Here is a 12,285-nt window from a genome sequence, read left to right as displayed (position 1 = left end):
TGGACGGGGCCCTGCGCCCCGTCCACCGGCGCCCCTGCCCGGCGTCCCGCCGCCCGTGAAGACGTTGCAGGTGCGCAAAGCGCCCTAAGCTAGCCCCATGAACGACAGCCTGGTGTGGATCGACTGTGAGATGACGGGGCTCGACCTCGACAAAGACGCGCTGATCGAGGTGGCCTGTGTCATCACCGACGGCGACCTCAACCAGATCGACGAGGGCATCGACGTCGTCGTCAAACCACCGCAGGCGGCACTCGACCAGATGGGCGACTTCGTCACCCAGATGCACACGACGTCCGGCCTCCTCACGGAACTGGACAACGGGGTGACGCTGTCCGAGGCCGAGGAGATGGTCCTCGACCACATCAGGCGCTACGTCCCCGAGCCGAAGAAGACCCCGTTGTGCGGGAACTCCATCGCCACGGACCGTGCCTTCCTCGCCCGCGACATGCCGCTCATCGACGAGCACCTGCACTACCGGATGGTGGATGTCTCCAGCATCAAGGAACTCCTGCGCCGCTGGTACCCGCGGGTGTACTTCGCGAGTCCGGAGAAGCACGGGGGCCACCGCGCGCTGGCCGACATCGTCGAGAGCATCCAGGAACTCCGGTACTTCCGGGCGGCCGCCTTCGTCGCCGCCCCCGGTCCGGACACCCCCACCGCGCGTGCCATCGCCGCCGATGTCGTCTCCGGTGGAACCGGACAACTCGACGCCCCCGAGTCCACACCCCGGAAATGAAGGCGCGAATCACTCGCGGGAACCGGTAGTATCATTTCTGAACGCAGGCGCTGATGGTTTTCAGCCCGGCGGTCATGGTGGGTGTAGCTCAGCCGGTAGAGCACTTGGTTGTGGTCCAAGATGTCGCGGGTTCAAGTCCCGTCACTCACCCCAAATGAAAACAGGCCCCGGCCTGCGGACGACTTCCGCGGGCCGGGGCTTCGTCGTTGCGGAGGTCACCGCGCCTTCCCTAGGCCGCACCACATCCAGTGATGATGTCGCGCACGACGCAGATCGGACCCCGCACCTTGAGCGGCGAGACCAAGCGCCACCGCATCAAGTAGCGCCCGGACGGAAACCGCTACGGCCCGTGAGTGCGAGACCTTCACCGACCGCAACAGGGCCGTGTCCTCCGAACTGGCGGTGGAAGCGGCCGGCCATGAACGGCCCGAAGGCCGGGACAACGACGATCGCAGGCGCCCCGACCGCCATCGGGGCCCGGGACGCGTCCGTCCGGCTTCACCTACCGGGCAGGGGTTGCTCGGTGACGACGGGGCCGGTGGCAGTGGCGGTGGATGACTTGAGGACAGACGTCCCCTCGTAGGCAGCGGCTGCAGTTCGATGAGGTGCGTGCCACCACAGTGACGTTTCGGCGGTGCACATGACCCGGCCGGTCTGATCGCCTCGGCGGAGCGCAGCACGATGTCGTCGGAGGCGGTAGAGGCGGTGATGCAGAGGGGATGTGTCCTCGCCAGGTGACGGTGGCGTTGAGCGCGGTGAGAGTGCGCCCTCGGGACCAGAGGCGATGGGCGAGTTGCGACGGCCTCGACGAACACTGTGACCCGCCGGCCCACCCTTCAGGTCTTGGCCGCACCCGTTGCACAGTCGAGACGGGGTGGGCCCCGGTGGCCCACCCCGTCCTGAAGCAGCGGACCATCACGACCGAACCCGGAACCCACAACCGCAGACAGCCAGCCCGGGGAAGCAAAAACGCAGTTCAGATTTTTCTGCCCGGCGAGCTCAAGTCCCGGCACTCACTCCAGATCGAAAGTACGGACCGGGGCCTCGTTACCTTCGGGGCCCTCCAACGCGTTGGGAGGCAGGCCCGCCTCCCGACCACGTCCGGTCCGCCGTGCTCACAGCCACCGGCGGCGGCCCGCGGTCGCGTCGATCCACCGGTGGAGGTAGTCCGCCCAGTCCGTACCGGCTGCCGCGCGGTGGTCGACGCTGAAGGAGTGGAAGGTGTCGCTTCCCTCGCTGAACAGCAGGCCGGGCTTCTTGTCCATCTCCAGGACCACGTCCACGCCTCGCTCGTCGGTGACGAACGAGAGCTCCAACTCGCCGAGCCCCTGGTAGCGACTCGGCGCATGGAACTCGATCTCCTGGTAGAAGGGCAGGCGCTGGCGGGTACGGGACAGCCGACCGCGCTCCATATCGGCGTGCTTGAAGCGGAATCCCAACCGGAACAGGGCATCGAGGACGGCCTGGTGGGCGGGAAGCGGCAGCACCCCCACCGGGTCGAGGTCACCGGGGTTGACGGCACCGGCGATGTGCAGCCGGGTATTGATCCCGATGTTCATCCCCGGGAGGGGATGCCCGTAGCAGCCGGTGATGGGCGTCTCCCAGGGAACCGCCAGCTCGAAGGGGACCTCGATGCGCTCGGCGGGCGGCAGGTGCAGGCGTCCGCCGAGGGTGCTGCGGTGGAATTCGACGTCCTGCGCGTGCTCGCTGTCGCCGGACTCGACCTCGACCCGCGCCTGGAGACCGACAGTGAGCATTTCGATCTGCTGGTTGACGTCGCCGCCCTGGATGCGCACGATCCCGCGCACCGCTCCGCCCGGCGGGACCTCGGCAACGTGCAGGACGGTCTCCACCGACGCCCCGCCGAAACCGATTCCCGCCAGCAAACGCTTGAGGACCATGTCTCTTCCCATCGCCGCCGACCCCCCGGGGCGAGTCACGGAGCGGTCGGCGGATGTCACCGGTAGCCGGGTCCCGCCCGGACGCTGGGACGCACCCGCTCCACCAATCGTTCCCCTCCCGCCGAAGAGCGTCGGACGTGCGGCGTGGGGCGATCAGGTGTGTCCCCCGAGCCAGCTGTCCGATATCGGCCAACTGCCAATAGCGATTACGTTCCGCTAAAAATCGGGACCTTAGTACCGATCGGGATAACGCAACGTAGAACAGGGTGACGGTCCTGGGAAATTTGGGGGCGTGGACACTCCAGACCCAGCGCAGACTCGTTACGATACGTCCGCATAGAATCACCTGCTGGCCGTGACCACGAACCGCAGCCGACCCCCAAGCGTCTCACCCCCAGGGAGCTTGCCCCGTGTCCAGTGACCGCCCGAGGTCCGTGAGCGTCGTCGCCCTGCTCGCCGATGTGCCGAGCACGGGCCACCTCGGCAACGCCCGGGCACGGCGCTTCGCCCTGGACGGCGACGACCTCGCCGGACAGTCCGCGGGCTTCCTCGACTTCGCGCGGGAGAACATCGCACAGGGGAAGAAGGTCGTGGCCCTGTACCCCCGGTGGCGATCCGGCCGGGCCGAGCGGGCGGTCCAGTTCGCCCGCGGAGCGCTGCGGACCGATCACGTCGCGGCCGTGCCCATGGACCTGTCCCCCCTGGCGCTGTCCCTGGTGGCCGACCAGATGGCCTATCTCGCGCCCTACCTGCCGTCGGGGCTCGTGGCGGCACTGGCCGCCGAACTGCCCGAGCACATGCTGGCAGGCGGTTGGGTCAAGAGCGTGGCGAGCCTGGCGACCATCCCGATCTCGGTCCGCCAGCACATGGGGTCGCTCGTTCCCGGAACGGCCTTCCTCGCCTTCTGCGCGCCCGTGCAGCGCGTCGGACGGGTACGCCGGTCCAACCCCGCGCCCAACATCCCCTTCCACCCGGTGAACCCGGTGCAGGTACTGGTCTCGGCCGGCCGGGACGCCGACCAGTCGCACTTCGACGCCCAGTTCATACCGGCGATACAGCCGGTCTCCTCGCACGACCTCCCCGACCAGCCGCTGGGCCCGGCCTACTGGGGGACCACGAAGTACGTCGAGTTCGTGGTCTTCAGCGCCCACCAGGACGCACTCACCCAACCGGTACGGGCGATCCGGCCGACCACCTGCGCGTGGTGCCGTGAACCCGTGGCCGAGACGCACTGCCCGTTCTGCGGCGCGGCCAACCAGCCTCCGGTCGGACGCCCGCCCACGTACTCCCGGGCCGTCCAGGTGCCGACACCGACGGCCCTCGTCCCCCCGCCCGCACAGGGCTCCGGCCCCCCTGCCCGTCCGGCCCCCCGGGCCGCGCCTCCCGAAGCCCCCCGACCCGCCGGGACACCGGCCCGGGGAACTCCTCCTCCCGGCTACGGCTCGGTGTCCGGAATCACCAGTTATCCACAGGCTCCAGAATCGTTCTCCCCTTCCCTTGGCGACGGCACCGACCCTGGAGAAACCCGTCCCCACCACCCGACCCGCCGCTGAGGCCTGGCCGCTCGGTGCCGCCGCCGTCTCCCCATCGCACGGCTAGAAATGGAGCGTCATGAACCCCCGTCAACGGCGCGGTGTTCTGCTCATGATCATCGCCGCGTTCGGCGCCGTCACCGTCTTCTTCACGGTGGTCTCCTACGTGAACACGCTGAACAGCGAGATGGGCACCTACCGAACGGTGTTGCGGCTGACCCAGGACGTCAACCCCTACCAGCCGATCACCGCGGAGATGGTGGAGTCCCAGGAGGTCCCGGCGAGGTTCTTCGACGAGGAGACCTTCCTGAGCAGTCTGGAGGACGCCAACGAGGCGCTGGCGAACCCGGGCAGCCGCGCCGTCTCCGCCACCTTCCTGCAGGCGGGCACGCTTCTCCAGAAGAGCATGGTCGTGCCCGCCCCGGCCCTGGAGACGGGCGAGCGGGAGATCGCGATCATGGTCAACGCCGAGACGGGCGTGGCCGGCAAGGTGGCCCGCCAGTCCCGCGTGGACATCTACGCCTCCTTCCAGCCCAACGACTCCTCCGACGCGTGCACGATCCGGGTCCTCACCGACGTGGAGGTGCTGGAGATCGGCGACATCGGAGCACAGGTTGACGCCCAGACCGGTGGTACCAACTCCGTGGTCCCGGTGACCTTCAAACTCACCACCGAGCAGGCCCTCGAGCTGAGCTACGCCGAGGCGTTCGCCACCAAGCTGCGCCTGGCCCTGATCAGCGCGGAGGGGTCGGGCAACCCCGGCGAGGCGCGGTTCTGCGCCGAGGACCAGCTCGCCGCCGCCCTCTCCGGCCAGGGCGGCGGCAACTGATGGACACCCCTCCCACTCCTCTCCTCCGTCGGGGCGGCAACAGATGAGCACTTACCAGGTCCTGATCGGCGCCCCCACCGACGAGTTGGAGAACGCGCTCACGGCCAGGTTCGAGGAACTGGCCGAGGCCGAGGTCGTGAGCGTGCACCGCACCTCCCGCGAGGTCAGCGAGACCGTCGGCAAACTGCCCGGCCTCGACGTCGTACTGATCCACGAGGACCTCGGACCGCTCCCGGTCCTGGACCTGATCCGCGACATCTCCCGGAACCAGCCGCAACTGGCGATCATCCTGATCGTGTCCGAGGTGGAACCCGACACCTTCACCAACACCATGGAGGCGGGCGCACGCGGACTGCTCCAGGCAGACGCCACGATCGAACAGCTCAGCGCCAGGGTCACCACGGCGGCGGACTGGTCGCGGACCCTGCGCCGCCACCTGGAGGCCGCCTCCCTCGACGTTCCGGTTTCGGGGCGCCGCGGCCAGATCATCACACTGACCGGTGCCAAGGGCGGTGTCGGAACCACCACGACCGCCATCCAACTGTCCCGGATCGCGGCCAAGGCCGGACGTACCGTCTGCCTCGTTGACCTGGACCTGCAGTCCGGCGACGTCCCCGGATATTACGACCTCAAGCACCGCCGCAGCATCGTGGACCTGGTGGAGGCCGCCGACGACATCAGTGCGGCCATGCTCGCCGACACCCTCTACGTCCACCACGACGGTCCGCACATCCTGCTCGCCCCCGAACACGGCGAGCACAGCGAGGACGTCAACGCGCGTGCGGCACGACAGATCCTCGGGGCGCTGCGGTCACGTTACGACCAGGTGATCGTGGACTGCGGTTCGGCGATCAACGACGCCACCGCGGTGGCCGTGGAACTCTCCGACACAGCCATCGTGCTGGTCACCCCGGACCTTCCGGCCCTGCGCGGCGCACAGCGCCTCATCGCCATGTGGGAGCGGCTGCACGTCCGCGAGGCCAAGAACGTGACCTCGCTGATCACCCGGCACAGCCGGAGGAACGAGATCCAGCCGGACTTCGCCCGCAAACTGCTCGGCACGGAAACGCTGCGCACGGCCGTACCGGCCGCCTATCGTGCCCTGGAGGAGGCGTCCAACACCGGGGTCCCCGGCAGGCTCACCGACGAGGCCCTGCTCAAAGCATTCAGCCGGCTGGCCGCGGAACTGGGCATCACCGCGGCGACACCCGATGAGGAGCAGCAGGGCAACGGCTCCTCAACGAAAGAAGCCGCCGCGGCGATGATCGCCCAGAGTCGCCGCTCGCGCAGCACCCGCGGCGACTCCGGTGCCTCGATCGTCGAATTCGCCGCACTCGTCCCGTTTCTCGGACTAGCACTGCTGTTGACCTGGCAGATCGTACTGATCGGACTCACCGGGATGTACGCCTCCCACGCGGCCAGCGAAGGCGCGCGCCAGGCGTCGATCACCCCGAGCGACGAGGAGCGGATCCGGGAGGAGGCGGCCAAACGGGTGCGCGCCCCCTGGGACGAGGAGGAGACCTTCACCCTGGAGAACCTGGTGGAGGACGGCCGCCGCTACATCCGGGTGACCATCGCGATGCCCGCGGTGCTGCCCGGCATGGACAGTCCGTGGAACATCAGCAGCCAGTCCCAGGTCCTTCGCGAGGGGTGAGGCATGAGCGTGGATCCACCGGCACCCGCCCGGCCGCGGCCAGACGGCCGGAATCGATGGGCCCGTCGTGACGACCGCGGATCACAGATCCTGGAGTTCGCCACCTACCTGCCGTTGTTCCTGCTGATGGCAGTGATCGCGTTGGAGGTCTTCATCTCGTTCGTCGCAGTCGAACAGGCCGAGAACGCGGCCAGGATCGGAGCCCGGGTCGCCGAGCAGCAGGGCCCGGCGACAGCGCTGTCCGCGGCCGAGGGAGCGCTTCCGACCTGGATGGGCGCTGCCCGGGTCAGCACCGGCTACACCGAGGACGGCGGCGTCTTCTCCGAGGTCAGTATCGGAGTTCCCGTCGTCTTCACGATCGCCGCCCTGGACTACACCGTCGTCCGCCGGGTGGAGATGGCCGTCTAGTCCCCCGGCACCCCGAGTACAGACCCGACACCCCCGACGACCGCACCAGGTAAGGCCCATGGCTCTCAAAGACCGCCTCAACGAGGATCGCCTCACCGACCAGCACTCCGACCGCGGCAGTGTCGCCCACTGGCGCCAGCGTCTGCTCACCGAGGTCAACCTCGACGACCTCGCCATGCTCAGCCTCGAACAGCGCCGCATCCGCCTGGAGAAGGTCGTCGGCCACCTCATCTCGCGCGAGGGGCCGGTCCTGTCCGACCGCGAACGCGGGAACATGATCCGGCGGGTGGTCAACGAGGCGCTCGGCCTCGGGGTCCTCGAACCGCTCCTGGCGGACGAGAGCATCACCGAGATCATGGTCAACGGTCCCGACAACGTCTTCGTCGAGCGCCGCGGCCGCGTCGAACGCATCGAGACCACCTTCGCCAGCGAGGAACAGCTGTACCAGACCATCGACCGCATCGTCTCCACGGTCAACCGGCGGGTGGACGAGTCGAGCCCGATGGTCAACGCCCGGCTGCCCACCGGCGAACGCGTCAACGTGATCGTCCCTCCGTTGTCCCTGTCGGGACCCATCATCACGATCCGGCGGTTCCCCAAACCGTTCAGTGTCGAACAGCTGGTGGCCAAGGGCAGCCTCGACGAGGCGACCGGCGTGCTGCTGTCCGCTCTGGTCCGGGCCCGGTTCAACGTGGTCATCTCTGGTGGAACCGGTACCGGGAAGACCACGTTCCTCAATGCTTTGTCGGCGTTCGTCCCCTCCCATGAGCGCATCGTCACGATCGAGGACTCGGCAGAACTGCAACTCCGCCAGGAGCACGTGCTGAGGCTGGAATCGCGCCCGCCCAACATCGAGGGGGCCGGTGCCATCACCATCCGCGACCTCGTGCGCAACTCCCTGCGTATGCGTCCCGACCGGATCATCGTCGGCGAGGTCCGGGGGGCCGAGACCCTGGACATGCTGCAGGCCATGAACACCGGCCACGACGGCTCCCTGGCCACCGTGCACGCCAACTCCGCGGAGGACGCGGTGCACCGACTCCTGACCCTGGCCTCGATGAGCGAGATCACCATCCCGTTCGAGGCGATCCGTGACCAGATCAACGCGGCGATCGACGTGATCGTGCACCTGTCCCGCTACCCCGACGGGTCCCGGCGGGTGGCGGAAGTCGCGGTGGTCGCCTCGAACCGGCGCGAAGAGTTCCGGCTCGACCCGCTCCTGAAGTTCGAAGCGCACCGTTACGAGGTTGACCAGGCGGTCACCGGCGACTTCCACCGGTTCCCGTTGCCCCGCCACATCGCCGCCCGCGTCCACAGCGCGGGCGAAACCGTCCCCGCGACCTTCGGCGTCGTCAAGGCCGCACACGCCGCGCACTCCCCCACCGGCCACCAGTACCCGGGAGGATCGCTGTGAACTACACGCTGGTCATCCTGCTCGTCACCATGGCGTCACTGATCGTGGCCGTGTGGGGCTTCGTCGTCTACATGGACGGGGTGGGACAGCGGCGGCTGCTGGCCGCGCGCGGCACGCTGTCCGAGGTGGAGCGCCGCGCCAACACGCCGATGGCCCGGTTGGACGTGTGGCTGCGCCGCTCGGAACTGGGCAGACGCATGGAGATCCGTCTGGCGCGCGCGGGAGTGAAGGTCAAGGTGTCCACGTTCGTGGTCGCCCTGAGCGCGACGGCGGTGTGCGCGGTGGTCCTGGTCTGGCAGATCCTCGCCCCGATCCTGGGCGTCCTCGCGGCCGGTCTGGTGGGGTTCTTGTTCCTGGCCTATCTGCGTCAGCAGGAGGAGAAGCGCAAGGAGGCGTTCACCGCCCAGCTCCCCGAACTCGCCCGGGTCCTCTCCAACGCCACCCAGGCCGGCCTGGCCCTGCCGACCGCCATCGACATGGCCGCCGACGAACTCGACGACCCTGCCGGCTCCGAACTACGCCGGGTCGCCCGGTCCATGAAGGTCGGCCAGTCCTTCGAGAGTGCCGTGTCCGACCTCCGCGACCGGATGCCCTCACGCGAGATCGGCGTGCTGATCTCCACCCTGCTGGTCTCCGCCCGCTCCGGTGGAGCCCTGGTGACGGCCCTGCGTTCCATCTCCGAGACCCTGGAGAACCGCAAGGAGACCAGGCGCGAGGTCCGCACCATCCTCAGCGAGACCACGAACACCGCGTGGGCGCTGCTCACGATGGGGGTGGGGTCGCTGTTCCTCCTGAACCTGATGATGCCGGGAGCAGTCGGCCGGATGACCGCCAGCCCGGCGGGGCTCGCGATCCTGGGTGTCTCGCTCTCCCTGTTCACCATCGGTTTCGTGACGATCCGCCGCATGTCCCGGATCGACTTCTAGCGGATCGCGCCGAGAAGCCTGGAGTTCCATGAACATCGTCCTCAGCCCCGCGCTCACCCTGGTGGTGGGCCTGGCCGGCGCGCTGTCCGTCGCCCTGTTCTTCTGGGGCGCGCACCTGGTGACCCGCAAGAGCGACATGACCGGGGAGTTCATCATCGAACCCCCGAAGAAGAAGGCGGACGAGACCTTCATCCTGCACCGGATCACCGAACTGATCGGGCGGCCGTTCGGCCCCGTGGTGGTGGAGTGGCTCGGGGAGGAGCGACAGGCCAAGATCCAGCTCAGGATCGAATCGGCTGGACGCCCCGAAGGGCTCACCGTGCAACGGTACGCGCAACGCAAGGCCGGGGAGGTTCTGCTCTACGGGGGCATCGGCCTGTTCTTCCTCGTCAACGGCTCACCGATCTTCGCCGCGGTGATCCTTGCGTTCGGTCTGCTCACCGACCTCTCCCTGTACAGCGCCACCCGGCAGCGACAGGAGGAGATCCAGAAGCAGCTCCCCGACTTCCTGGACGTGCTCGCGGTGACGGTCGGATCGGGGCTGGCCTTCCGGCAGGCGCTGTCCAGGGTCTCCGACTCCATGCCGGGGGTGCTGGCCGCGGAGTTCCGCCTCACCCTGCACCAGATGGAGCTGGGCACCAGCCGGCGCGAGGCGTTCTCCGCGATGCGCAGGCGCAACTCCAACGAGTCGCTGGGGCGCTTCGTCACCGCCCTGCAGCAGGCCGAGGAACTCGGAGCACCGCTCACCCAGACACTGCAGAGCATCGGCCAGGACATGCGCCGCGAGGACGCCCAATACCTGCGACGCCGGGCGCAACGGCTGAACCCCCGGGTCACCGGGATCACCGCGGCGACCATGCTGCCCGGTCTGCTGCTGCTCATCGGCGGCGGCATGTTCTTCGGGTCCGACATCGACCTCTCGGCGATTCTGGGGTGAGCCGGTGAACGCGCACGGCGACACCGCGCTGGAGCGGCTCACCCGGCTGGCCCGGCTGCTGATCCAACTGCGCTTCCTGCTGACCGGGATCGCGCTGCTCCTCCTGCCCGCCGAACGGCTGTCGCCGAACGTCATCGTCATGCTGGCCTGTTACGCGGTGCTCTCCGGACTGCTCGCCAGATACTGGGACCGGCTGTCGCCCTACATCCTGCGCCACCCGTTACTGGTGGTCGCGGACGTGGCCGTGGCCTCCTCGATCCTGGCGGTGGACGGGCCCTCGGGGGCCTTCTTCCTGGCCACGGTCCTCACCAGCACCACCGCCGGGGTGCTGTACGGCACCAGGGGCCTGATCGGGGTCTCCTGCATGCAGATCATCGGCTACCTGGTGGCGCTGCTGGCCTATCTGTCGCTGCCCGGCACCTCCACCGGCAGCATCCAGGTGGGCTTCCAGATCGTCCTCGTGCAACCGCTGCTGTACCCGGTCGCCGGCTCCATCGGCCGCCGACTGCGCGGACTGTTCACCGAGCTCGCCCTGGAACAGGAGAAACGCCGTCTCGCCGAACATGCGGCCGCGACCGCCGAGGAGCGTTCCCGCTTGGCCCGGGACATGCACGACTCGGTGGCCAAAACCCTGCAGGGCGCGGCCATGGCCGCCCAGGCGCTCCCCCTCTGGCTGGAGAAGAACCCCGAGCGCGCGGTGGCCACCGCGGCGCAGGTCGCCGCGGCCACCCGGGTGGCCGCGCAGGAGGCCAGGGAGCTCATCGCCGACCTTCGCGAGGACACCTCCGAGTCACCCATCGCGGCCAGCGTGGCGGAGGTGCTGCGCGATTGGTCGGCGGAGACCGGGGTCGAGACCGTGCTGAACGCCCCGGACGGCTCGTTGCCGCTGCTGGTGATCGCCCGGCACGAGACGGTCGCCGTCCTGCGTGAGGCACTCACCAACATCGACCGCCACGCGGCTGCCGGCACCGTCACCGTGGACCTCGCCGAGGAAGCGCACCACCTGGTCGTGGTCGTGCGCGACGACGGATCGGGCTTCGACACGACCGTTGCGATCCCAGGACACTACGGCCTGGTCGGTATGCGCGAGCGCGCCGCCCGCGCGGGCGGCCACCTGACCCTGGCCTCGGCCCCGGGCGCGGGCACTGTCCTTACCCTGCGCGTCCCGCTCGCCGGCCCCGCCCACGAAACCTCGGGGAAATCCCACCCCGCACACGGAAAGGGCCACGCCTGATGCCCCCGATCACCGTCCTCGCCGTTGACGACAACATCGTCGTGCGCGCCGGTCTCATCTCCCTCCTGGAGGCGTCCGACAGCATCCGGGTCGTCGGCGAGGCGGGCGACGGTGTCGAAGCGGTCGAGCAGGCCCGCCGGCTGCGTCCCGACGTCGTCCTCCTCGACGTCCGGATGCCGGTCCGCGACGGGGTCAGCTCGGTCGAGGAGCTCGCCGCGATCACCAAGGTCGTCATGCTCACCCACACCGAGGACGCGCGGACCATCGAGACGGCACTGCGCAGGGGCGCCTGCGGCTACCTGGTGCACGGCCATTTCACCCTGGACGAACTCACCCGGGCACTGCACGAGGTCGTGCACCGCGACGGCAGTCCCCTGTCCCCCGTCGCGGCGACCGCGCTGCTCACCTTCATGCGGTCGGCGCCGACCAGTCAGGGCGCGGTCGGTGCGACCGACCTCGGACTGACCGAACGGGAGGCCGAAGTGCTCGGGGCCGCCGCGCGTGGATTGTCCAACGCCGCCATTGCCAAGGACCTATTCCTTTCCGAAAAGACCGTGAAAAACCACATCAACCGAATTTTCCGGAAACTCGACGTCAGCACCCGTTCGGCGGCGATCGCCCGTTGGAACGGGCACGGAACTCCCCTTTCGTCCGCCTAGCCGAACCGTTTCCACCGGTGTCCGGTTGGGCCCACCGAATTGGGCCCGCGGACCC

11 protein-coding genes and 1 tRNA gene are annotated in these 12,285 nt (G+C 68.8%); 11 read left to right on the top strand and 1 reads right to left on the bottom strand.

Translation table 11 applies throughout. The annotated features are described in order from the left end of the window. The first annotated feature begins 97 nt into the window (after positions 1 to 97). Both orn and AC0VYP_RS05220 read left to right on the top strand, forming a co-directional pair. The gene (gene orn / locus AC0VYP_RS05225; protein WP_285759019.1) at positions 98 to 736 is read left to right on the top strand and encodes an oligoribonuclease; all 639 of its coding nucleotides are present in this window, start codon (positions 98 to 100) and stop codon (positions 734 to 736) included. Positions 737 to 813: 77 nt separating this feature from the next. Next, a tRNA-His gene (locus tag AC0VYP_RS05220) sits at positions 814 to 889 on the top strand. 962 nt (positions 890 to 1,851) lie between these two features. On the opposite strand, the gene AC0VYP_RS05215 is transcribed toward AC0VYP_RS05220, so the two are convergent. After that, on the bottom strand, positions 1,852 to 2,637 hold the full coding sequence (locus AC0VYP_RS05215; protein ID WP_475472776.1) for a sporulation protein: 786 nt from the start codon (positions 2,635 to 2,637) through the stop codon (positions 1,852 to 1,854). Positions 2,638 to 3,047: 410 nt separating this feature from the next. Between AC0VYP_RS05215 and AC0VYP_RS05210 the strand changes: the two genes are divergently transcribed. The 9 genes from AC0VYP_RS05210 to AC0VYP_RS05170 are packed head-to-tail and all read left to right on the top strand — an operon-like array spanning position 3,048 to position 12,230. Beyond that, complete coding sequence (locus AC0VYP_RS05210) at positions 3,048 to 4,190, top strand: hypothetical protein (RefSeq protein ID WP_285759016.1); 1,143 nt, start codon at positions 3,048 to 3,050, stop codon at positions 4,188 to 4,190. 58 nt (positions 4,191 to 4,248) lie between these two features. Next, a complete protein-coding gene (gene cpaB / locus AC0VYP_RS05205) occupies positions 4,249 to 4,998 on the top strand; it encodes a Flp pilus assembly protein CpaB (protein ID WP_475472774.1) in 750 nt (249 codons plus the stop codon). 43 nt (positions 4,999 to 5,041) lie between these two features. Continuing rightward, positions 5,042 to 6,652 (top strand): CpaE/TadZ family protein, encoded by a 1,611-nt coding sequence (locus tag AC0VYP_RS05200; RefSeq protein ID WP_285759013.1) that lies wholly within the window; start codon positions 5,042 to 5,044, stop codon positions 6,650 to 6,652. Positions 6,653 to 6,655: 3 nt separating this feature from the next. Next, complete coding sequence (locus tag AC0VYP_RS05195; RefSeq protein ID WP_475472773.1) at positions 6,656 to 7,060, top strand: TadE/TadG family type IV pilus assembly protein; 405 nt, start codon at positions 6,656 to 6,658, stop codon at positions 7,058 to 7,060. 58 nt (positions 7,061 to 7,118) lie between these two features. Further along, positions 7,119 to 8,474, top strand: coding sequence for a CpaF family protein (locus AC0VYP_RS05190; protein ID WP_475472772.1), 1,356 nt, complete (start codon positions 7,119 to 7,121; stop codon positions 8,472 to 8,474). After that, a complete protein-coding gene (locus tag AC0VYP_RS05185) occupies positions 8,471 to 9,400 on the top strand; it encodes a type II secretion system F family protein (protein WP_285759010.1) in 930 nt (309 codons plus the stop codon). Before AC0VYP_RS05190 ends, AC0VYP_RS05185 begins: the two co-directional genes overlap by 4 nt. 28 nt (positions 9,401 to 9,428) lie before the next feature. Then, complete coding sequence (locus AC0VYP_RS05180; protein WP_475472770.1) at positions 9,429 to 10,337, top strand: type II secretion system F family protein; 909 nt, start codon at positions 9,429 to 9,431, stop codon at positions 10,335 to 10,337. Positions 10,338 to 10,341: 4 nt separating this feature from the next. Beyond that, positions 10,342 to 11,571 carry a sensor histidine kinase gene (locus AC0VYP_RS05175; RefSeq protein WP_285759006.1) on the top strand — a complete coding sequence of 410 codons (1,230 nt, stop codon included), beginning with the start codon at positions 10,342 to 10,344 and terminating at the stop codon, positions 11,569 to 11,571. Continuing rightward, positions 11,571 to 12,230 carry a response regulator gene (locus AC0VYP_RS05170; protein ID WP_475472768.1) on the top strand — a complete coding sequence of 220 codons (660 nt, stop codon included), beginning with the start codon at positions 11,571 to 11,573 and terminating at the stop codon, positions 12,228 to 12,230. Before AC0VYP_RS05175 ends, AC0VYP_RS05170 begins: the two co-directional genes overlap by 1 nt. The last annotated feature ends 55 nt before the right edge of the window (positions 12,231 to 12,285 follow it).

It is taken from the genome of Nocardiopsis sp. iso_186 (genome assembly GCF_056173365.1).
Note: the sequence above shows the minus strand (reverse complement) of the source record. Positions and strands in the feature narration are given on the sequence as shown.

Coding starts and splice junctions, on each gene's coding strand:
- AC0VYP_RS05170 (WP_475472768.1), top strand. CDS start 11,571: ATGCCCCCGATCACCGTCCTCGCCGTTGACGACAACATCGTCGTGCGC.
- AC0VYP_RS05215 (WP_475472776.1), bottom strand. CDS start 2,637: ATGGTCCTCAAGCGTTTGCTGGCGGGAATCGGTTTCGGCGGGGCGTCG.
- AC0VYP_RS05200 (WP_285759013.1), top strand. CDS start 5,042: ATGAGCACTTACCAGGTCCTGATCGGCGCCCCCACCGACGAGTTGGAG.
- AC0VYP_RS05180 (WP_475472770.1), top strand. CDS start 9,429: ATGAACATCGTCCTCAGCCCCGCGCTCACCCTGGTGGTGGGCCTGGCC.
- AC0VYP_RS05190 (WP_475472772.1), top strand. CDS start 7,119: ATGGCTCTCAAAGACCGCCTCAACGAGGATCGCCTCACCGACCAGCAC.
- orn (WP_285759019.1), top strand. CDS start 98: ATGAACGACAGCCTGGTGTGGATCGACTGTGAGATGACGGGGCTCGAC.
- cpaB (WP_475472774.1), top strand. CDS start 4,249: ATGAACCCCCGTCAACGGCGCGGTGTTCTGCTCATGATCATCGCCGCG.
- AC0VYP_RS05195 (WP_475472773.1), top strand. CDS start 6,656: ATGAGCGTGGATCCACCGGCACCCGCCCGGCCGCGGCCAGACGGCCGG.